The 21506-nt window shown below is 39.9% G+C and carries 14 protein-coding genes and 1 tRNA gene; 5 read left to right on the top strand and 10 right to left on the bottom strand.

Features of this window, described 5'->3' with window-relative positions; genetic code table 11:
• Positions 1 to 10: 10 nt before the first annotated feature.
• The 3 genes from IPM34_11875 to IPM34_11885 all read left to right on the top strand — a co-directional run bounded on the left by IPM34_11875 (position 11) and on the right by IPM34_11885 (position 3415).
• Complete coding sequence (locus tag IPM34_11875) at positions 11 to 1330, top strand: 1-acyl-sn-glycerol-3-phosphate acyltransferase (GenBank protein MBK8956235.1); 1320 nt, start codon at positions 11 to 13, stop codon at positions 1328 to 1330.
• Positions 1331 to 1468: 138 nt separating this feature from the next.
• Positions 1469 to 2758 carry a hypothetical protein gene (locus IPM34_11880; GenBank protein MBK8956236.1) on the top strand — a complete coding sequence of 430 codons (1290 nt, stop codon included), beginning with the start codon at positions 1469 to 1471 and terminating at the stop codon, positions 2756 to 2758.
• A 36-nt stretch (positions 2759 to 2794) separates the two neighbouring features.
• Complete coding sequence (locus IPM34_11885) at positions 2795 to 3415, top strand: YdeI/OmpD-associated family protein (protein ID MBK8956237.1); 621 nt, start codon at positions 2795 to 2797, stop codon at positions 3413 to 3415.
• Positions 3416 to 4358: 943 nt separating this feature from the next.
• On the opposite strand, the gene IPM34_11890 is transcribed toward IPM34_11885, so the two are convergent.
• From IPM34_11890 to IPM34_11900, 3 genes are all read right to left on the bottom strand, one after another.
• Positions 4359 to 5459 carry a cytochrome C peroxidase gene (locus tag IPM34_11890; GenBank protein ID MBK8956238.1) on the bottom strand — a complete coding sequence of 367 codons (1101 nt, stop codon included), beginning with the start codon at positions 5457 to 5459 and terminating at the stop codon, positions 4359 to 4361.
• An 8-nt stretch (positions 5460 to 5467) separates the two neighbouring features.
• Positions 5468 to 6220: a hypothetical protein gene (locus tag IPM34_11895; protein ID MBK8956239.1), complete on the bottom strand. Its 753-nt coding sequence runs from the start codon at positions 6218 to 6220 to the stop codon at positions 5468 to 5470.
• A 148-nt stretch (positions 6221 to 6368) separates the two neighbouring features.
• Complete coding sequence (locus IPM34_11900; protein ID MBK8956240.1) at positions 6369 to 7208, bottom strand: 3'-5' exonuclease; 840 nt, start codon at positions 7206 to 7208, stop codon at positions 6369 to 6371.
• Positions 7209 to 7882: 674 nt separating this feature from the next.
• Between IPM34_11900 and IPM34_11905 the strand changes: the two genes are divergently transcribed.
• Positions 7883 to 7957, top strand: a tRNA-Val gene (locus IPM34_11905).
• Positions 7958 to 8109: 152 nt separating this feature from the next.
• Here IPM34_11905 and IPM34_11910 read toward each other — a convergent pair.
• From IPM34_11910 to IPM34_11925, 4 genes are all read right to left on the bottom strand, one after another.
• Positions 8110 to 10191: a PQQ-dependent sugar dehydrogenase gene (locus IPM34_11910; protein ID MBK8956241.1), complete on the bottom strand. Its 2082-nt coding sequence runs from the start codon at positions 10189 to 10191 to the stop codon at positions 8110 to 8112.
• A gap of 11 nt (positions 10192 to 10202) precedes the next feature.
• Positions 10203 to 14039, bottom strand: a complete 3837-nt coding sequence (locus IPM34_11915; GenBank protein MBK8956242.1) for a hypothetical protein — start codon at positions 14037 to 14039, stop codon at positions 10203 to 10205.
• Positions 14040 to 14419: 380 nt separating this feature from the next.
• Positions 14420 to 15463 carry an MCE family protein gene (locus tag IPM34_11920; GenBank protein MBK8956243.1) on the bottom strand — a complete coding sequence of 348 codons (1044 nt, stop codon included), beginning with the start codon at positions 15461 to 15463 and terminating at the stop codon, positions 14420 to 14422.
• Between the two features lie 296 nt (positions 15464 to 15759).
• Complete coding sequence (locus tag IPM34_11925) at positions 15760 to 16614, bottom strand: N-acetylmuramoyl-L-alanine amidase (protein ID MBK8956244.1); 855 nt, start codon at positions 16612 to 16614, stop codon at positions 15760 to 15762.
• A gap of 66 nt (positions 16615 to 16680) precedes the next feature.
• Between IPM34_11925 and IPM34_11930 the strand changes: the two genes are divergently transcribed.
• Entirely contained in the window at positions 16681 to 19287 is a 2607-nt protein-coding gene (locus IPM34_11930; protein MBK8956245.1) for an LPS-assembly protein LptD, read from the top strand.
• Between the two features lie 296 nt (positions 19288 to 19583).
• Here the strand turns inward: IPM34_11930 and IPM34_11935 are convergent, their stop codons facing one another.
• From IPM34_11935 to IPM34_11945, 3 genes are all read right to left on the bottom strand, one after another.
• Positions 19584 to 20060 carry a DUF456 domain-containing protein gene (locus IPM34_11935; protein MBK8956246.1) on the bottom strand — a complete coding sequence of 159 codons (477 nt, stop codon included), beginning with the start codon at positions 20058 to 20060 and terminating at the stop codon, positions 19584 to 19586.
• Positions 20061 to 20161: 101 nt separating this feature from the next.
• Entirely contained in the window at positions 20162 to 20557 is a 396-nt protein-coding gene (locus IPM34_11940) for a hypothetical protein (protein ID MBK8956247.1), read from the bottom strand.
• 134 nt (positions 20558 to 20691) lie between these two features.
• Entirely contained in the window at positions 20692 to 21177 is a 486-nt protein-coding gene (locus tag IPM34_11945) for a macro domain-containing protein (protein MBK8956248.1), read from the bottom strand.
• Between the last annotated feature and the right edge of the window lie 329 nt (positions 21178 to 21506).

A 21506-nucleotide genomic window follows, 5' to 3' on the forward strand; every position in this document is an offset into this window, starting at 1 on the left:
TTAGCGAGGCGTGTTTTACAAATTTCTAAAAATATGGGCCAATATAAGCTTTCGCTTTTATTTCCGCAGAATTGCTGTTTCGGGCATTGAAAACATCCCAAAACAAGGGGCTGTATTGTTTATTGTGAATCATCCCAATTCATTTTTAGAAGCCTGTCTGGTGGCATGTTTCCAACATCGCGACCTTCATTTTCTGGTCCGGGGCGACATGTTTGAAAAAAAATGGCTCAAACCTATTCTGGAATGGACCAATCAAATCCCGATTTTCAGATTCAAGGATGGTTATACCCGGTTAAAACAAAATAAAAGCAGTTTTGATGAATCTTTCAAGGTTTTGTCTCAAAATAAAACGATTCTGATCTTCCCGGAAGCCAGTACACAAATGGTAAAATATCTCAGGCCGCTACAGAAAGGGGCAGCCCGATTGGCCATAGGTACTGTAGAAGAATATGGTGTGGAAAAACTTCATGTCATTCCAACCGGAGTCTACTACAGTAAACCCACGAAAGCAAGAAGTGATGTCATTCTGCACTTCGGACCGCCTATAGAAATTGGAGCCTGGCTGCACAATTGTAAGACTCAGGCCGACAAATTAACAGAATTGACCAAGACTTTCGAAAATTCGCTTGAAAGCGTTGTTATTGGAATCCGTCAGGACCAGCATGAAAAAGAATTTGAAAGACTTATTGAAATTCTCGAACCTCAATTTCAAAAATTTAAAAAGCAATACGCTTATGCCCCTCTCATCGATTTTGAACAACACAAGAAATTAGCCAATCAGTTCAGATTATTGGATGAAGAAGATCTGAAAGAATTCAGGCAACTATCAAAAAAATATCAGCACAATTTTGATTCCGTCAAATCGCTTCACTGGAAACTAGATAAATCGCTTTTCCAAAAAACCATTTCTGTTAAACTGGCCTGCCTTTATTTCTTGCTGGGCATCCCGGGAATCTCGATCTATGGATTGCCGCTTTGGCTATGCAAACAATTCGCTCAAAAGAAAATTAAACACATTGAGTTTTATGCCCCGGTGCGCCTTGCTTTATCCATGTTCATTCATTTATTGGTGAGTTTAATTTTATTTTGGATATTCTTGTTTGAGTTTCATTTTTATTGGAGCACTTTCATTTTGTTTGTACTGCAATTATCGCTGCTTAGTTTTTTGAAATTCCTGGACCATAAGCCTTACTTAAAAACTATTTTCAATCATTTATCGGCCAGGGAAAAGCAGCAAAAAATGCAATTGCGCAACGATATAATAAATCAATTTGGGATGCGCAGAGATGAAAACTGCATACATCTTCCTGACCTGGGCTCATATCATTGATTCATACTTCTAACACTTTACGCTGCCAAATTCTTCAACCCGGCAATCAGGTTTATGCATATAAAATATTTGAAGCAACCCGATTACGCAATAAGACGTAATTTTATAGAGCAACTATCTGTTATGATCAGCTTTTCTATGGTATTAAGGACTGTCCATTCAACATGGCTAATTTTATTTGCAGCGGTGCTTTTGGCAGCTGATGTAACTTCGGATATTGATAGCAAGTCTGTGGAGACCTTGACACAAGAGACCCTGCCGTTACAGGAACTGGGAAAGGGCTTGTGGAAAAATTATTCGGGTGGATTGTATCCCGGCGGCCAAAACCTACGTCCTTTAGAACACGACTCTGCAGGCATCAGATTAGGTCTTGAAATTTCTCCATTGGATACTTTTGGTAATTCCGAACTGAAATCCGGTAAAATCGTGTTGCTTTCCATTGGAATGTCAAACTGCACTCAGGAATTTTCTGTGTTTAAGACGATGGCAGACAGCTTTAAGCGCAAGAATCCCAAATTACATATCGTTGACGGTGCGCAGGGCGGACAAACTGCGTCGGTGATCAAAGATCCGAATGCCAATTTCTGGACCGTTGTGAATCAGCGACTGTATCAACAGCAAACCCATCCCAGGCAGGTTCAGGCAATCTGGCTGAAGGAAGCCAATGCTAACCCGAATCAGGCTTTTCCGAAACATGCTGAAGACCTGCACAAAGATTTAAAAAGTATAGTGATCCTATTGAAACAAAAGTTTCCAAATTTGAAACAGGTATTTCTTTCAAGTCGCACCTATGCGGGCTATGCGAACACTCCTCTCAATCCCGAACCCTATGCTTATGAAACCGGCTTTTCAGTAAAATGGTTGATCGAAGATCAAATTACCGGCGATACCACTTTGACATTCCGGGGTGACCATGCCCGGGCACCCTGGCTGTCCTGGGGACCATACCTGTGGGCCCAGGGCGAAAAAGCCCGGCTTGAAGACAGTTTATTTTGGCTACGCATTGATTTTGCTGCAGATGGAACTCACCCCTCCAATGCCGGAAGACTGAAAGTTGCCAATTTATTGCTTCGGTTCTTTAGCAACGATCCGGCTACAAGCAGCTGGTTTATCGATCAAAAGCTAACGATCGTAAGTAATTTTAAAAAGCAAAGCCTGGCAGCATTGAACCTGCAGCTGAGTCAGAATCCATTTGCAAAACAAACTACATTGCAATGGAACATGCCACAATCCGGAATTGCAGAAATTCTGGTCGTTCCTGTACATGGAAATAAAATCTTCTTTGTTTCCCGAAAACATTACCAATCCGGTTTACAATTTCTGGATTTAAATAAAGATTTGCTGGAAGGAAATCCATCACCCGGTTGTTATGTCATTTACATTCGCACCAGCGGATTTAGTGATCAGGTAAAATGTTTAATTTTGTAAGTTGAACTGATTTATTAGCAACATTTATCTATTTTGATGGGGAACAAAGATCCGCGAATTGATGCTTATATTGATAAATCAAACGCTTTTGCCAAACCCATTCTGATCCACCTTCGTCAACTCATCCATCAGGCTGTTCCTGAAATAAACGAAACCATTAAATGGTCCTTTACAGCTTTTGATTACAAAGGCCCTTTGTGTACGATGGCAGCTTTTAAAGAACATATTTCATTTGATTTTTGGAAGGCGGAATTATTGAAAGATCCTGAAAAACATTTGCAGCCCCGTAAAAATCACGGTGGAAACGCTATGGGACATTTGGGCAAGATCCAATCGCTTCAAGATCTTCCTCCCGATGAAATTATTATTGCATTTTTACTTGAAGCCAAAAAGCTCAACGACGAGCAGATCAAACTTCCTCCCAAACCAAAAAAAGAATGGATAGAAATCCCAATACCTGAAGAATTTACTACTGCATTACAACTTCATAAGAAAGCTCAAACCGAGTTTGAGAAATTCAGTCCCTCACATAAGAGAGAATACCTCCATTGGATAAATGAAGCTAAAACGACGGCAACACGAGACAAAAGGATACAAACTGCTATGGAATGGATTTCTGAAGGAAAAAGCAGAAACTGGAAATACGAAAAAAAATGATCAATGGGATTGGGATGGGTCAGAGCCTGAATGTTCAGCGCTGGAATTCAATTACTGCTATAAATTTATAACGGGCCTTTAAAAATCACTCCGGCCAGGTAAAAGACTGTTTTATGCCTGGTGAGATGCCCAATTATAAAATTTACCCAACAAAGCTTGCCAAATTTTAAAAGTTCTTTAAAAACAAACACATTCAAAAGACCAATCGATTCACCCGGGTGAGGGCCAACTCTGCTAATCATCGACACAAGTATTCGATAAAATGCTGGAAAACATTTCTTCAAGCTTAGATCTAACGGTGATCGGTTTTATCACTCCTCTTAAATCAACTTTGATTTCACTAAACTAAAAACAACTGAATATCAAATAAGAACAGTTCAAATAAGCGTAAAAAAAAAGCCCTGCACTTCTGCAGGACTTCTCTGTTTTTCGTTTTGAAATAGATTTATCAGAAAGTACAATTTAAGTCTCTAAGAAAATAGCCGGTTGAAGGCGCCAACCGGCTATTTATAATCCCATGAACATATCCAAAACTAGCTTACTCATATATTGAAAAGACGAATCTCAAATTTCAGGGGGGTAATTGTTCCAGGAAAATTTGTTAATAGGAGCTCCCTGTTTGGCGCAAAGAGCTCCCTATTAACAAATTATAATCCCATGAACATATCCGAATTTTACGGTCGCCGATACGTTTACCGGCATTCTGATTGTATTTCTTCCCTTTGTTAAACAATCACAGTACAAGTATCCGATGATTTGAAAGCCCCTACAAGTACAAAAAAATGCCCTTGTCATATAGTAATTTTCTATATATGTTTAGTATAAAATCATAATATTTTGAATATCAAACTATTATAACTAATACATGGATAAAAGTCAAATAAATTATTCTTTTAAAATTTGTTTTTTGTCCTGAATGGACTAAAATTTTAACTAAAATTTCCTAGAATGGGCTAAAAATATCGGGATTAAACAGGTAAGAAGTGTCTGTCAGCGTGTGTAAAAAGGCGATAAGACTTTGTTTTTGCCTCTTGTTCAATCCCAGAGGCCGGATGAAACCATCTTTATTGGTTGCAAAATGGCCGCCGCTGTTATAATGTTCTATAACCTCTTCAAGGGTCTGGAATCTGCCATCGTGCATGTATGGAGCCGTCAGGGCAATATTGTACAATGTCGGGGCTTTGAATTTACCATTATCGATTTGAAGTCCGGTGATTGCTCCTCGGCCTTTATCTGCAAATCCATCCAGATTTACGACGGTATCTATTCCATTATTAAAAAAATCATTGGCATGCATCAGGGGAGCAGCATGGCAATGGAAACATTCGGCGTCGGGTATTAATAGATCGGTGTTGAAATAGAGGTCATTGCCCTCCTGCTGATCGGGATTGAAAAATACTTCGCCTCTCAGCTGTCTCTGGAAAAGTGATTGACCGCCAGTCAGTAAAATTCTTTCATATTGGGCAATAGCCTTAGCCGCAAGTTCTTTGCTGATTTCACTTCTGCCTGAAATACCAAAGGCTTTTCTGAACAGCTCGGGATATTTGGAATGCCTCTGAAATTTTTTCTCGACATTCTTCCAATCTTCGTGAAGCTCAATGGGGTTTTGAACCGGTTCTATGGCTTGTTTTTCCAGAGTGCTTACCCGGCCATCCCAAAACAAACCTTTTACAAAATAGGCAGAATTCAAAACGGTCATCGAACTCCGGGTGCCCTGGGTTCCACCCACTCCCGGACTCACAGCTAAATTGTCTGTAAATGCCTTTCGGGGATCATGACAACTGGAACAGGATAAAGTGCTGTCCAGGGATAGTATCGGGTCAAAAAATAAATGCCTGCCCAACAAAACCCCATCATTAGTAAGGGGATTGTCCGGGGTTTCCGGTAGAGGTGGAAGCCCCTTTGGTATAATTAAGGGATAATCGGTAGGTTGATAAGGTATGTGGGTCAGATCATTTTCAGGAACCGGGTCGTCTGCCCCGCACCCGAAAGCAAGTGGGATAACAGCCACAGCTAGAATTCTGATCCACCTACACCAATTCATAAGCTATTTTATTCTATACGGAATGCCTGCTGGTATCTGTCCATAAAGGCATCCATTACGGTGCTTTTGTTATGAATCTGGGGCGTGGTCGATATATCCATACCCTGTGGGCCCTCTGAAAAGACCAACTGATGATCCAAATGAATGATGATCCTCGTGGTTTTATCCTTTTCAACGACAATGTTTTTCACCAGGTGTATAGGTTTCATGGCATCGTCGAATCCCGAATGATAAGTGAAGTTGAATGATTTACTTCCATCATTGTAGTTTCCTTCTGTTTTACTGAAGATGTAAGAATTCCATCCTGCCCAATACCTGCTCCCTTCTCCCAAGGGATGAGTGGGCAGATAATCTGCAGGTTTGGTTTTGTTCTGCGCCGCGGTAAGTCCTAAATTGAACGCAAGTGAATCGTAACTCCCTTCAGGGACCTGATCAAATTGAAGCACTAAACCTTCCAGTGCTTTTTGCTCAGAAACATGGTGCTCTGAAATGGATACATATTCGACAGCAGATAGCGATTTAAAAAGTCCGGTTTGATACAGACCCAGATTGCTGATGAAAAACTCAGACTTGGTAAAGAGGATCTGACCGTTGTTAAAATAATCATACGTCTGGCCTTTGACCCAGGGAAGACTGGCATATTCGCCTTTAAACACCAATTCAATGCGACCGGAACCCGTAATTACCGGGTCATCACCATTACATCCGTAAAACGATATAATTAAAACAAGGGTTAAAAATTTTAACAAGTATGATTGCATTATTATTTATTTTATTATTATTACGTATAAATCCTTCTTTTGCTGCTTATAATTTTCTCCTTTCAACAAAGTTGGTTAGGAAAATTAAAAGATGCTAAATTTCGAGTTTCAGACAAATTCAACTGAATAATAACATTTGAATTTAGATTTAGGTTCCACGTTCTCTCCGGTTTAACTGGTCTTTTTTGTCGGAAAGATAATTTTGAATAATCTTTTTAACCTGGTAGGAAAACTCCTTATCGAGGATCCAGTTGAAATAATTTTGCTCTACCTCCCACACCTCATCCAGTGTCTTATTGATGTATTTTCCAAAATTGAAAACAATCTGGGATTTATCATTCAGTTTCAGGCGCTGTGTTGGATCCAGAGTTCCCAAATCATTAGTAAACTCGTCCAGGGCTTTGACATCATTTCGCACCGGATTTGCAATCACCAGTCCATCATCATTTGTAAAATCTGAATGCTGATATTTGCTTAATTGTCCGATCAGAACATCTACAGTTGCTTTGGTATCAGCCATAGCATCGTGTGCATTGACTAAATCTTTGCCACAATAAAACTGATAGGCTGCCTTCAGGGTTCTGGGTTCCATTTTATAAAAGATGCGCTGAACATCAACGAGTTTGCGTTTTTCAAGTTCCAGATCATAACCATACCTGTAAAATTCCTCGGCCAACAGTGGAATGTCAAACCGAAGACTGTTATATCCTGCCAGGTCTGCTTCTCCAATAAAATCGTACAGTTCTTTCGCCAGTTCTTTAAAAGTAGGTTTATTGGCAACTTCGGCAGGGCCAATGCCATGTACCTTATATGCCTCATCAGGAATTGGAATACCCGGATTTACGATTTGGTTGTATTCTATAGGCTTGTCTTCATTTTTCCTGTACTTGATCATGGCTATTTGCACGATCCGATCCCTGATTACATGTACTCCTGTGGTCTCGAGATCCAAAAATATCAGATCTTTTTTTAGTTGAAATGGGTTCATGAACGTTTGTTTTTATCGTCAAAGCCTCAGAATTTAAAAAAATTGGCTTGCGCGTTAATTACTGTAGGTCTTCAATGGCAAAAGTACAACAATTCGAGAGCAGCAATTTTTGATTCTGCTTCGACATTTTCTGTGTTTTGTTACCTTTACGGCCTGATATTAAAGAATATTGGTGAAATGTTTGGGGTCCGCCAGAACGTTTTGTTCTCCCGCTGATAACGCAGATGGCGCAGAAAATACAATTCCAAATTAGGCAAAAGTGTTTTCCCATTCACACACACTCTCCTGCACACACACATTCATGCCGGATTCCAGTTGCCTCACACACACACACACACACTCACACACACACTCATGCCGGATTCTCGGTTCGCTGCGTCATAAGCCACTTTGTGTGGCTTCTTCCTTGCTCACACACACACTCACACACTCATGCCGGATTCTCGGTTCGCTGCGTCATAAGCCACTTTGTGTGGCTTCTTCGTTGCTCACTCACACACACACTCACACCCATGCCGGATTCTCAGTTCGCTGCGTCATAAGCCACTTTGTGTGGCTTCTTCGTTGCTCACTCACACTCACACACACACTCACACCCATGCCGGATTCTCGGTTCGCTGCGTCATAAGCTACTTTGTGTGGCTTCTTCCTTGCTCACACCCATGCCGGATTCGGGGTGCTTAGCTCAGTTGGTTCAGAGCGCCGCCTTGACAGGGCGGAGGTCGGCAGTTCGAGCCTGCCAGCACCCACTTTCTCATACCCCAATCAACAAACGGTTGACAAAGGTTTATTGAATTATTTAGAGCAACTTACCTGTTCTCTTCCTGAAGCGAGACCAATCCATTTTAGAAAACATTCAGGGTAAAAATCTACATCGGCAATATTTTAGAGCACCAGACTTCTAATGTTTTATAAATATTTTCTGCCATTGCTTGGTGCGCTTACCGAGTTGTAAAATGTAACTACCCGGACTTAAATGACTGATGTCAAGCCAATGTGTTTTCTTAGTTGAACCCCCCATACTTCCCGAATCCAGTTTCTGGGCATTTAGATTCATGATTTCCCAATTTTCGAATTCAAATGTGCTTGTAAACTGGAGAAACTTACCCGCCGGTTGAGGGTAAATGTGAATCACCTCTTCTGATGATCCGGGATTACCGGTAGCCGGTATCACTACCAACACAGAATCTGACAATTCGCTAAAGCAGCCATTGGTGTCGACGACCTGAACTTTATATTCTCCATCAGCACCATTTGCCCACCAATAGGGAGCCGTGCCCGAACCAACAAAAACGTCCAAATGGAACCAACGATAACTGTTGAATCCCGGATCTGCATAAACTGTATCCTTGCTCACCCAAATCCCTGGTTTCTGTGGTTTTGGAAAAACTACGATCTGAATGGGTGATGATCGCAATGTTGTACATCCCGAACTATCTATGTAATCTACCTGGTAATTCCCTGGCCGGAATACATAGAGCCTTTTACCTGTTTCGCCAAGTTGTACTCCATCTAAAAACCATCTGTACTCAAAAACACTCCTGGCATCGCAGGCAATCAAAACAGTTGAATCTCCTTCGCAAAACGATGTGAGGAATGGAGGAGTAATACAAGCGGTATCTTGTTGCTTTCCTTTGACTTCAAAACCGGAGGTCACCAGACAATTTGATAAACTTACACTTACCGAATACAAACCGGGGCCAATATTTTCTAATGTTGAACTCGTGTCGCCCGTGGACCAGATAAAGGATGCATTGGGATTCAAACTCAAATTGGTCGAAATCTTTGCATCATTCATTCCTGCGCAACTGATGCCTTCAATATTTAATTGCAGTTGCAGATTACAGGTATCGGTAATTTGATAAATAGCACTGCTACTGGCATCAGCAAAATACAGATTGCCATCAGCATCTTCCCCGAAGGTAGTAATCGAATTGTTGCTATGATCATATACCTGAGTATTTACAGGAGCGTTTCCTTGCATTTGCTCAAGAGCCCAGATCTTTCCTGTACAATAATCACCGTAAATGTATTTTCCAAAAAGCCCCGGATATTTCGACCCCCGGTAGACATAACCACCGGTTACCGAACATCCGTTTATACTTTGATCGCTGAAATACTCGTAAATTGGAAAAGTGTAATTGGCCTTGGGTTCGCAACCGGTTGTATTGAAATTGGAGTTGCCTTCATAACATCTCCAACCGTAGTTTTTTCCACCCGGATCATTCACCGGTTCATAATCTATCTCTTCCCAACTCCCTTGTCCGACATCTCCTATCCAGAGATCCCCATTCATGCGATCGAAACTAAACCGCCATGGATTGCGCATTCCCATAGCCCAGATCTCGGGAGCGTACGCGGCATTTCCTACAAAAGGATTGGTTGGCGGAATTCCGTAACCAGGGCTAACATTTACATCGATGCGGAGCATTTTACCCAACAATGACATTTTATTCTGAGCATTATTTTGCGGATCGTTAGCGCTTCCCCCATCTCCCATACCGATATATAAGTATCCATCGGGTCCGAAACGGATGCATCCTCCATTATGATTTGTAAAGGGTTGATCAATGGTCAGTAAAATTCTTCCGGAAGTAGAATCAATTCTGTTTGAATCTGCAGTGACTTTGTATTCTTCAATAACTGTTTTTGTAGTTGCAGAACGATCCGTATAGTTTACATAAAGTAATCCGTTTGTCTTGTAAGCAGGATGGAATGCCATTCCCAATAGACCCTGTTCCCCTCCCGTAGATCTTACTTTTGCAGTTATATCCAAAAAAGGAACAGACACCAATGCATTATTTCTGATGATGCGTATTTTTCCCGACTTCTCAATGACAAACAACCGGTCATCGCCGCAATGTGCCAGATCTACAGGTATCGAAACTCCGGTGATCCAGCGATTTATTTTAATGCCATTTTGTGCCGGCAAATAAGCACAGAAATAAAAAACAAATAAAACTGTTAAGGTAAAATTTCTCATATCTACTTAATTTAATCGGTTACCGCAAATTTGTAGTGGTTCACCAAACCTTTCTCATTCCTTATGGACAAATAGTATAGTCCACTGATTGTAAAATTTCTAAGAGTGACTTTCTCACCGGAAAGGATACTAACGAATGTTTGTTTTTCATGCAACTTACCAGACAAATGAAAGGCTTGAATGGAGAATTTACCTGTGGCACCTTTATTCTCCAATATCAGTTCTCCTTTAGCCGATACCGGATTCGGAAATACTTTAAATTGTGGTTGTAATCCCAGGTCATCAATAACAGCTGTTGCCATGGGGACCGTGATCATGAACACTTGAATACAACCCTCCACATCCGTTACAAATAAAGTATAAACACCTGCCCGCAGGTTGGTAATCCCTGGTGTCCTTGCCCCATTGTTCCATAGATAATTGTAAGGACCTTTTCCTCCGTCAACGGTTATATTGATCGCACCTGTTCCACTGCCATTGTCCTTGAGTATAATGCTGTCTTTAATAAAAATTTCCGGCCACCAGCCCAATTGCAGAAGGATGACGCTATCGCATCCATTTTCAGCCACTCCATCAATGATTACAGAATAAGAACCGGGACCAGAAAAAATCCGGTTCCGGAACTCGTATGTATTCCCATAACAAACAGTGTCTACGTGACTTCCATAAGATCTTGATTTCGATATAACCTCAACACAATCCGAGTCGGTACATCCATTAAATCCGGTTACTGTTACACAATATTGTCCACCGGTATCTATAGGAAGAAATGATTGGTTTGATAAATCATTCCAGTTGTAATTATAAAAACTGTTAGTAAGTTTTAAACTATCTCCCTGACCGGTACACAAACTGTCGGGAAATAAAATTTGAGCAACGGGGGCTGTCGATAAAATCACATCTACACAAGTCGTTCCGGTACAATTGTTTTCGTCGCTGACTGTAAGACAATAAGTGCCTGGAACCTGAATGTTTAAATTTCTCGTTGTATCTGTTGTTGACCACAAATATTTATGAAAGGAACCGCCATCCAAAGTGGTTGATTGTCCCTCGCATACAAAAAGAAATCCCGTCAGACTGGGTTGGAGACCTTCCCGGAATAACACCTTAATTTCATCTTTATTAATACAAAATCCATTGGTCACTTCAAAAACAAGCGTATAGGTCCCATAGGTGTTTACCGTAAGCATCGTTGCTGAGTTGGTAGAATCTGATAAGACTCCGTTTCCCGGCCCATCGGTCAATCTCCACACCCCGCTACTAAAATTTCCAAATGCCTGGAGGCTCGCATTAAACCCACAAACATTTAAATCAGGCCCAGCTGAAACCAAAGGCTTTTGTCTGAAGATCAGTGGCTGAATATTGGAAATACTTAAACAGGGGTGATTAAAATTGATTTCTCCCGTGTTCTTTTTTCTTCCAACAACGCGCGCAATGTTGTACCAAATGTTAAATCTGAATCTGGCTGGATCGAATGGAAATATTCCATTGACATTGCTTTTTATAATGGAACCAGTTGGGTTTAAAATATCGGAATAAATAATATAAGTACTCAAATCATTCGGATCTTGTAATTCTGTACCCGAAATAAAATTGACTGTAAAACTCTGCCCTTCGCAGATCTGCAAGGTATCAACGGGCATATCACCAGCCTTGGACATACAACCACAGTTTTCAAATCCTGTCAAAGAAATGACGCAATTGTTGCTATCGCTGATTTCAAATTCATATCCTGATTTACAAAGTAAGGTGTCTGAGATAAAATTGCCGCTCACCGGATCAATCTTACCTCTTCCTTTGCTGACCGAATATGGTTTAATGCCGCCCTCAATATCAAACGAAATCACATAAGCAGAATCTGCTGCAATTTTTTGTACTGTAACATTTTTGATAAACATTTGTGGATTTACATTGATCACCAGTGAACTATACGATGTAGTATCGCAAAAATTTACTGCCCTCACCTTCATTTCGTAAGTACCCTCGTCCAGATCTTTGAGTACAATGAATGTATCTGCAGTGGAAGCAATAAGCGTATCATTTAAAAACCACATATAGGATTCAGCACCTGGAATTTTACCAAGTTTGTAATAGTATTCTTCATCACCCGGACAGATCAAAGTTTCTCCTACGATAAGGCCCGGCTCTTCCAATTCAAATGTTTTTAATCCCTGCCGGATCTTGATCACATAACTGCAGTTATCTCCATGGCATCCATTCAGCACGAGTTGGTAGGTATGACCAACGATGAAAGACCCATAATTAAAAATAATCGGTCCTTCCTTACAAGTTTCGCTACATAAAAGAATGCTGTCCGGACGACTGCCGCAAGACTGCCACAATGCTGCCTGCATTCCGCGGTAGATGATACCTTGCTCTTCAATGCCCGAACAATTGATTGGTAAAATTTCAATTTGTATGCTGTCAACCGGTGCTACGAATGACAACCATCGGGGATTGGATACACCAATCATCGTATCGCACAAAAAATAATGGAGGCTGGTGTCAATGACACCCAGAGAACCACAATAATTATGCAACTCCGTTGTGCTGCAGAAAGCCAAAGCTTCTTTACATTCATTTCCTGCCAAGGGTTTGTCGCAACCTATGGCATCAAAAACGACAACCCGGAATTTATTGATCAATATTTCAAAGTCATTGATTTCCGGATTTGTAATTCGTCCGCTGTAATATCCTTCATCTTTTGAAGAAGCCTGCAAAATTTCAAACGTATTCTGATTGCTGATAAAGACCACACTGGTATCCTTGAACCATTTAAAATTATTTTCATTCAGGGCAGGATCTACAAAAGTCTGAACCGTGTAATTCGTACCCTGGTCAATAAAAAGAATGGAATCAATTTCAACCGGATCCTGTGGGTTAAATTCATAATAATACCGCCTTGGAATTTTCTTTAACGGAATTAAATCTTCAAACGTAAATTGATTTCCTGTAATAACCAGTCCAAATGGAAATGAATTACCCCAGGTTGTCAATCCACTGAAGTCGGGAATATCCGAAAAACGATTATTCTCAATACGCAAACTGAATAAGGGTGCCTGGGTCAGGTCTGGAACTCTTCCTGTAAAATCATTATTATAAACCCAAAAGTGGTTCATTTGAGTAAAAGCGGAAAAAGCTGATGGTAAGGTTCCGGTAAAAAAATTGAACTGAAGGTATAATTCTCGTAAACCGATGAGTTGGCTCCAGGATTGCGGAATTTCTCCGGATAATTGATTCTGGCTTAAATCGAGAACCGAAAGCTTTTGCAAAGCAGACAGTTCGGCAGGCAGGGCTCCACTGAATTGATTTTTACTTAAATTCATGGTGACCAGATTGGAGAGGGAACTCAACTCCCCGGGAATGTTTCCGGTAAACTGGTTATTGGCTAAAGATAAATTTTTTAAACTCGAACATTGAGATAACTCCATTGGAATGCCGCCGGATAAAGAGTTGTCTTCCAGCACCAGATCTTCCAGTTTGAGTAATTGTCCGAATTCCGGAGGTATAGGCCCTGTCAACTCATTTCCGAAAACATAAAAGATTCTTAAGTCTGAAAGCATACTCAAACTGGAAGTAAGAATTCCACTGACATTGTTGTTTACGAGAACCAGACTCTGAACACAACCGCTGGCATTGAGGAGCACTCCATTCCATTCGTTCATAGGCCTGTTGAGATCCCATGAATTGTTCCAGTTAAGTCCGTTGGTTGCAAAGTAAAACTCAGCTAAAACCAGGGAATCAGACATTCTGGAACAGCTTCCGGTAAATTCCGAAACATTTTTTTCTTCTGTAGTTATGCCTTGTAAGCCGAAACACGAAAAGATAAAAGCAACAAAGAACAGCATCTGTTTCTGGTTTTGTTCTGAGAAAATTGTTAACGTGGTTTCGATTGATGAAAGGACATCAATGTTTCAGTAAATATAATTGAATAAGCAGAATTTTACCAAATGAATGCTGGAATTTTAACCAAAATCTGCAATAGTCCATTGATTGTTAACGAAAAGCCCATATGATAATCGGTTAATATTATAATTAAATATTATGTGTATTTAATATTATTTCAATGGAATACATATATAATCTCCTTTCAAATTCAATTGATCTTAGAAAATTTCAAAAACTGGCTGTTCACTTTTAATTCTAAGAAGTTTTCAATTTAAATATTCGGGAAATGAGCGAGGAGGAGGAGCAGGAGAATCAAAATCTGCCTGGCAGATTTCATTATTTAATGGTCTGCCGGATCAGTTATTGGTTTTTCATAAGGTCTTCCATTTTTGCCAAAAACAGAAACATGGATATACCGCCTTGGATTCAGACGAAGATCCTGAAGCAATAAATCCAGATTTTTCGATGTTTTGGTGAGATTTTGATACAAAGCCGGATCATTGATCAGTTTTCCCAAACTTCCTTTGCTGTTATTGATGTCAGACAACGCCTGATTGAGCTGAGTGATGCTTTGTTTACTTGCTTCCACGGTTGTGGTAATTTGTTGCAGCGCCTTTTTACTTTCTTCGAAAGTCTGATCTGCCATTTTTATCATTTTACCGGGTTCTGATTCAGCTATACCCGCTGTAATTTTGTCCATATTGCGGATGGTGTTCGACAAAGCTTCTGCATTTTTTGCCAAGGCTCCTGTGACCGCCTCCATATTCTTCATCGATTGTTGAACACCCACTGTTGAGCTTTCAAGTAATTGATTGATGCGGGATGTTGAAACAGCAAGGTTGGCTAAAATCAAATGAATATTTTTTACCGTGCCGGCCAATTGTGAGTTGTTGTTGACCTGAGATGTATCTAAAATTTTATTGATTTCGTTCCCAACTGATTTTGCGTATTCATTAATTTCTTCCTTGCTTATCATGCTCGAAAGCATACCTGCAATTTCACCGGGAATAAAACTCTTATCAGGCAGGCAATCAGACAAACAAATGTTTGGGTAATCGAGCACGAGTGCTTTGCCGCCCATGAGACCCTGGCTTACTAATATTGCTTTTGTGTTTTTAGGCAGATTGATTTCCCTGTTTACTTCTATAGTTACCAAAATCAAATCCGCATTTTCTGGATCGAGATTGATCTTGGTCACAGAACCAATTTTGAAACCCCTGATGAGCACTGGAGCAGAAGCATCCATTTGCCCAATATCTCCAAAGCGGATGTAATAAGTATTTGAGCGTTCCAGGATATTACTTCCTTTCAGGTATTTATAGCCAAAAACCGAGACTACAATGGTAACTAGACTTAAAATACCGACTTTTACTTCGTTTCTCAAACTGGTGCTTTTGTTTATGCAGGCCCAAAAATATAAAAAACAAGGCAATCCATGTCGACCCTAAAAATACAGTCGCTGCTAAAGAACTGTTAATCCGGACTGTTTATGGCAGTCAAAGTTTTTCAAATTCATCGAAATGTACTGATGATGCCTTCCAAAATTCAATCGATCATTGAAATAAATAATCAAAATTGAACCGGATTACTGAAAACTTAACCAAAAATGCTCTGCTTCACTTCCAATTTATAAAAACTTTTATTTACAATTTACCGGCCAATCGTCATTCGCAATAGAACCTAATTAGACCCGGATTGCGCATCCACTTTTTGCTCCTTCTGCTCAGCTAAATAAGGATATGGAAGCCTTTTGATAAAAAATTCAAGTATAGAAGACGCCAGCAAATCCGCAATTTTATCTTGACCTTCTGATGAGCATAAATATTTAGATTCATCCGGGTGGCTTAAAAACCCTGCCTCTACTAAAACCCCAGGCATGCTGATTTGATGCAAAACCATAAAACCTGCCTGTTTGACTCCTTTACTCTTTCCAGGATGGTGCAACAGGAACCGGTCTTCAACCAGTTTTGCAAATTCGATACTCTTTTGAAGATTCCGGTCCTGCAAGTGATTCAGGAAAATCAGCGATTCCGTATCCAATTCATCCGAATGTGATTCGTCATCCTCAAAAAGCAGGGATTGATTTTCCCGTCTGGCAACTTCCAGATTTTCTTCAGTCTTATGCAAGCCCATGACATAGGTCTCGGTGCCTCTTGCTGCTCGGGGATGACCTCCGTGTGCATTGCAATGAACCGAAATAAAGAGATCGGCATCGAGATCGTTTGCAAAGCCCGACCTCTTTTTCAGGGGTATAAAAACATCCTCTTCGCGGGTCAGATATACCCTGGCTTCCGGCATTTTATTCCGGATCAAATCCCGGGTTTTTTTGCATATCGAAAGGCAAATCGATTTTTCACTGCATAAATGATTTCCAGCCCCATGATCTTTGCCACCATGGCCCGGATCCAATACGATCAAAGGGAAAATCCCGTTATTTTGTGCATAGGCCTGATGCTGCAAAAAACCTAAAAAAAGTAATGGGCATAATCGCGTGAGCAATTTGAACGCAATTGCAAAGGAGTCGTAGTTTTGCATTTTGAGTAAAATTCAGCTCAAATATACATATTATAAATAATTAAATATATAAATTATTATATTTATTTGCATAAAGTATTAAAATTTCTTGTCATTCATCTTTTTGGCTTGTGCTTGGCTGCCCAGCAGACAGACTCTGTGTCTCTGTTGCCATTAGCGTCTCCGAAAGACAGCCTGGTTCTGACCGGAGATAAACTATTTTTAGTTTCAGCCGACAGCATTGAAGAGCCCGTCGATTACGGGGCCAGCGACAAGGTTCGTTTCGAATACGCTCAAAGAATCATCCACCTGTACGGTGAAGCCTACATCCGTTACCAATCGATGGAAATAAAAGCTGCATACATCCGCGTAGAATTGAATAGAAACATGGCTATTGCGGAACCCTCTGCAGACTCAACGGGTTTTAAAACCGGCATACCCGAATTCAAAGAAGGAGATCAGAATTTTAAAGCCCAAAAGATCAGTTACAATTTCGAATCCAAGAAAGGTCTGATCGAAGAAATTGTCACCAAAGAAGGAGATCTCTTTATTCATGGAGCCGAAACCAAATTTATCTCCAAATTGAGTAAAACCAGTGGAGGCGATGATATCATTTTCAATCAACACGCCATCATTACAACTTGTGATGCAGAACATCCACACTATGGTATTTACAGCAAAAAACAAAAAATCATTCCGGATAAAGTTGCTGTGGTAGGTCCATCACATGTACAAATACAAGGCATTCCAACCCCTCTATGGTTGCCTTTCGGATTTTTTCCGATTTCTAAAAAAGCAAGATCCGGTATTTTGTTTCCCAAGGAATATACCTATGATGATCGCGGGTTTGGTCTTACAAATATTGGATACTACCTGCCGGTCAGCGATTACATGGACCTTAAAATATTGGGTGATATTTTTTTTAAAGGATCCTATAAGATTGGTGTCATCAGCAATTACAAAAAGAAATACAAGTACAGCGGTTCTGTCGATCTGCAATACGAAAACAGGATTCAGGAATTACCAGCATCTTACCTGACCAACATCAACAGACCCATCAGCCTTAAATGGTCGCACCGGCAGGAGGCAGGAGCACATCCTTATCAGAGTTTCGGTGGTAGTGTACATATTGAAACCAAAGGATTTTCAAAATTGCAATCTACCAATTACAATGCAGCTCTTCAAAATGTACTTCGGTCGAGTCTCAATTACAACCTTCAGATTCCAAACAGTCCGTTTTCACTTTCTGCCGGTATGTCTCATTCCCAAAATTTAATATCGAAAATCGTCGATGTTACTTTACCTGAATTGAATTTTCAAATGAGAAGTATCAACCCGTTTCAAAAAAAGAACCGGATTGGCTCTACTGAAAAGTGGTACGACAGGATTACCACGAATTATTCAGCTCAATTCCGAAATAGTGTAAATACGACCGATACGATCTTATTTACCGATAAAGTTTTTGACGACCTGAGATATGGATTCAGACATGGACTGGATCTCAATGCAAATTTCAAAATATTAAAATATTTGAGCTTCAATCCCAGCATTTCCTACGATGAAGAACTTAGTTTTTTTCAGAACGAAATACAATTAAAAGATACAGTTTTTCTTCCTGCCAACGCAGTAGATTCTGTATACGGTAAATTGGATACACTCAGAAAAAATACATTTGGATCATTCAGAACGATAACGGCTTCGGCAGGGATAAGCACACAGGTTTTCGGCCAGATCTTGGCTTCCAAGGGTTGGTTCAGGGGCATCCGGCATCAACTTACACCTTCCATAAGTTTGAACTATTCGCCGGATTATCATAAATCTCCTTTCAATTATTATAAAACTTACAATACAGATTTACGGCCGGAAAAAAATACAGTGCGCGAATACATCAAATTCACGGACAGTCCTTTCGGAGGATTCTCCGTACCAGGCGAAAATTTCAACATCTCTTTCAATCTATCCAATCGGATAGAACTTAAATATTACAAGAAGAAAGACAGCTCATTTCACAAAATTCCCATCATAGAAAATCTGAACATCAGTACCAATTACAATGTTTTTGCAGATTCATTCAATTTGAATCCCATCATCGCCAGTGGCAGCAACCGGATTCTCAATGGAATGATCACCATCTATTACGGAATGTCGCTGGATCCCTATGGCAGGGATTTCATCGAGGGTCGCGAGAGAAGAAGTAAAGAATTTGCCATCCACCGGAATAATCATTTATTAATTCTTAGTTCTGCCTATATCAATACAACCTTCTCTTCGACTATAGGTCAATTTGTTTCACTGTTTAAAAAAACAGAAACAAGTACCAAAAACCAATCTTTGCCAAGTCTGGCTGAATTGTTTTACAATTTTAATCTGCAATACATCCTGAATTTCAGACACAGCAGATCTGATCAAGGTAAAGATCAAGTCGAAAGATCGGTACATAGTTTCAGTTTGCAGGGCAGTATTCCGCTCACCCGCAATTGGAGAATTAATTTGTCAAATATTGCTTATGACTTCAATGCCAAAGGATTTCAATATCCTTCTTTAGGGCTTGAACGCGATTTGCATTGTTGGCTCATGCGGTTTGACTGGTCGCCACAATTTGGGTATTACACTTTTTTCATAGGCGTAAAACCGGGCAGCTTAGAATTTATCAGGATACCCAGCAATCAGGCCTTTACAGGAGCTTCAAGATAATGAAGTGGGTTATTTCATCGACCCCATTATTTCTCCACATGCCTTTATATTTTAAAAATATTTTTAATTGGATTTCCTTAAAATAACAAAAATAAATGTCATTTATGTCGAACTCCTACTAAATTTGAGAATTGCACACTTTGATGGAAATAAAGGATATCAACTTCAATTCATAATTTTCAATATTTCAAGTTCGAATAGCGATTCACCTTAATAAAGACCAATTTTTAAGGACTCCAAGAATAGGTTGTAAAGCTTATTTGCCTAAGAAAATAAAATATTGCTTAAACCGATTTTTAGAAAAATTCACGCGCCGCGGTAAAAAGCATTGCAAGACAAAGCACCATTTTGAGTAAACTTCCAAAAACAAAACCTGCGAATGCTCCAAAGGAAGCTTTCATTGCTTGAGACCCTGGTTTTCCACTTAACAATTCACCAATCAGTCCCCCTATAAAAGTTCCCAACAGCAGTCCGATTATTCCTCCGGCCATGCCTATAATCATCCCCAGGATTCCTCCCACAACTCCAAGTTTAGTTCCACCAAATTTTTTTTGGCCTAAAACCGGAATGATGGTATCCAGAATGGTAATGAGCAAAGTAAGTATGCCAAAAGTCCACAAATATTCAGAGCTGAATTCTATTTTTCGGCTCCAATGGATTAAAAACAAACCCAATAAGCTGAGAGGTGGTCCGGGTAGTGGCAATATCGAACCTGCAAGACCAGCCAGCAAAGCAAAAAAACCAGATAAAATAAGGATGGTATCAAGGATCATTGCAATTATATTAAGGAAGACAAATAAACTTCCAATATAATGAGTTGGATGCACTGCCAAACTTCAATTCGACCGGATTCATGGAAATTCCGATGAATGCATTACCATTTCCGGAGAAAATTTTCCAGGTCGTGTAATATGTTTTCCTCCAGATGGTTTACTTTCCTGTAAACACCGGCCAATTCTCTGCACGTATGCATGATCCTCTTTTTTACATCTTCATCGAATAAAGACTTGTGTTCAAGAGCGTAATCTTTGAATTCGGTATATGCATCTTTGTAAGAGAATTGATTCTCATCCAGCCATTCAAAAACGGCCTCTATTTCAAATGAAAGATCCGTGTTGAACTCATCCACACCTTCGTCCAGTGATTTCCAAATGCGCAAAACTTCTTCATGCAGCTTTTCGAGTTCTTGCTTTTCGACATTACCATCGGCATCTGCGACCGCATAAAATAAATACGCAAGTTTTTGGTAAAATGTTTCTGATCGGTTCATATGATTTGGATTCTTTTACAATGTACGATGACATTTTTATTTGATAAAATCTATTTCGGTTCAACTAAAAAAAAATGGAGGAGAACAGTTTCCCCTCCATTGAACACAATATCAGCCTTTAATAAGTAATACTATCAATCCTCCGAACCTGCCACCCCTTTCTTGAATACTTTATAAACGTAAACGGGTATAGGCATGGGCTCAAGATATTCTTCAATCAGACTTCTGACCTCTTCCCAATCCAATCCACCGACCCCTGTTGCAATTTTTGGAATTGCCAGACTCTGAATATTTTCCTTCTCTATTTCTTTCACCAGGTTTTTAAAGCAATGGCGCACATTTATAGTAGAAGCCTTTCCCGGATGACCTGTATTTCCCTGAGCAGCTTCCTGAGTCAATAAATTGAAAATTTTATGCTTATCTGCACTCCTCCATAACCATATGTCTCCTGATTTGGGATGAAAGGTTTGACAATAATGCCTGAAATCTTTATACATCGATGGAAAGTTCTCCCTCAAACTTAAGGCCAGCCCACTGTCAAAATGATCCATGGGTGCTACACCATGAGCCATAGCTTCGGCTTTGCTCAACAATATATCTCCTTCAACGTATTTTATCATAAGATTCAAATAATATCGCAAGATTTGTTTTTTTATATTTTGCTATAGATGACATTGGTCATTTGCGATGTTGATATTGGTCATTAAAAATCAATTCCCCCAAAAAACCGGTGCAATTACTGAATTATTCGCCAGAAAACCGTATAGAAAGAAGCTCTTGAATAAATAAGAATTACAAAAAAACCTCAACTTTTTTCGTGCTCACCAGTTGAAATATTTTGAATTCAGGATAATGACCATTCAAACGGTTTTATCTCAAATTGAAACATGCGTTTCTAAATCCGGAATCGTCTAAACCGGATATACGGATTAAGGGAATATACTTCGGC

It is taken from the genome of Saprospiraceae bacterium (assembly GCA_016716185.1).
Lineage (GTDB): Bacteria > Bacteroidota > Bacteroidia > Chitinophagales > Saprospiraceae > Vicinibacter.

Bases quoted from the DNA above. Each gene is read 5' to 3' on its own strand.
- IPM34_11915 (MBK8956242.1), bottom strand. From the start codon at position 14,039: ATGCTGTTCTTTGTTGCTTTTATCTTTTCGTGTTTCGGCTTACAAGGC.
- IPM34_11895 (MBK8956239.1), bottom strand. From the start codon at position 6,220: ATGCAATCATACTTGTTAAAATTTTTAACCCTTGTTTTAATTATATCG.
- IPM34_11940 (MBK8956247.1), bottom strand. From the start codon at position 20,557: ATGAACCGATCAGAAACATTTTACCAAAAACTTGCGTATTTATTTTAT.
- IPM34_11925 (MBK8956244.1), bottom strand. From the start codon at position 16,614: ATGCAAAACTACGACTCCTTTGCAATTGCGTTCAAATTGCTCACGCGA.
- IPM34_11910 (MBK8956241.1), bottom strand. From the start codon at position 10,191: ATGAGAAATTTTACCTTAACAGTTTTATTTGTTTTTTATTTCTGTGCT.
- IPM34_11900 (MBK8956240.1), bottom strand. From the start codon at position 7,208: ATGAACCCATTTCAACTAAAAAAAGATCTGATATTTTTGGATCTCGAG.
- IPM34_11880 (MBK8956236.1), top strand. From the start codon at position 1,469: ATGGTATTAAGGACTGTCCATTCAACATGGCTAATTTTATTTGCAGCG.
- IPM34_11935 (MBK8956246.1), bottom strand. From the start codon at position 20,060: ATGATCCTTGATACCATCCTTATTTTATCTGGTTTTTTTGCTTTGCTG.
- IPM34_11945 (MBK8956248.1), bottom strand. From the start codon at position 21,177: ATGATAAAATACGTTGAAGGAGATATATTGTTGAGCAAAGCCGAAGCT.
- IPM34_11885 (MBK8956237.1), top strand. From the start codon at position 2,795: ATGGGGAACAAAGATCCGCGAATTGATGCTTATATTGATAAATCAAAC.
- IPM34_11890 (MBK8956238.1), bottom strand. From the start codon at position 5,459: ATGAATTGGTGTAGGTGGATCAGAATTCTAGCTGTGGCTGTTATCCCA.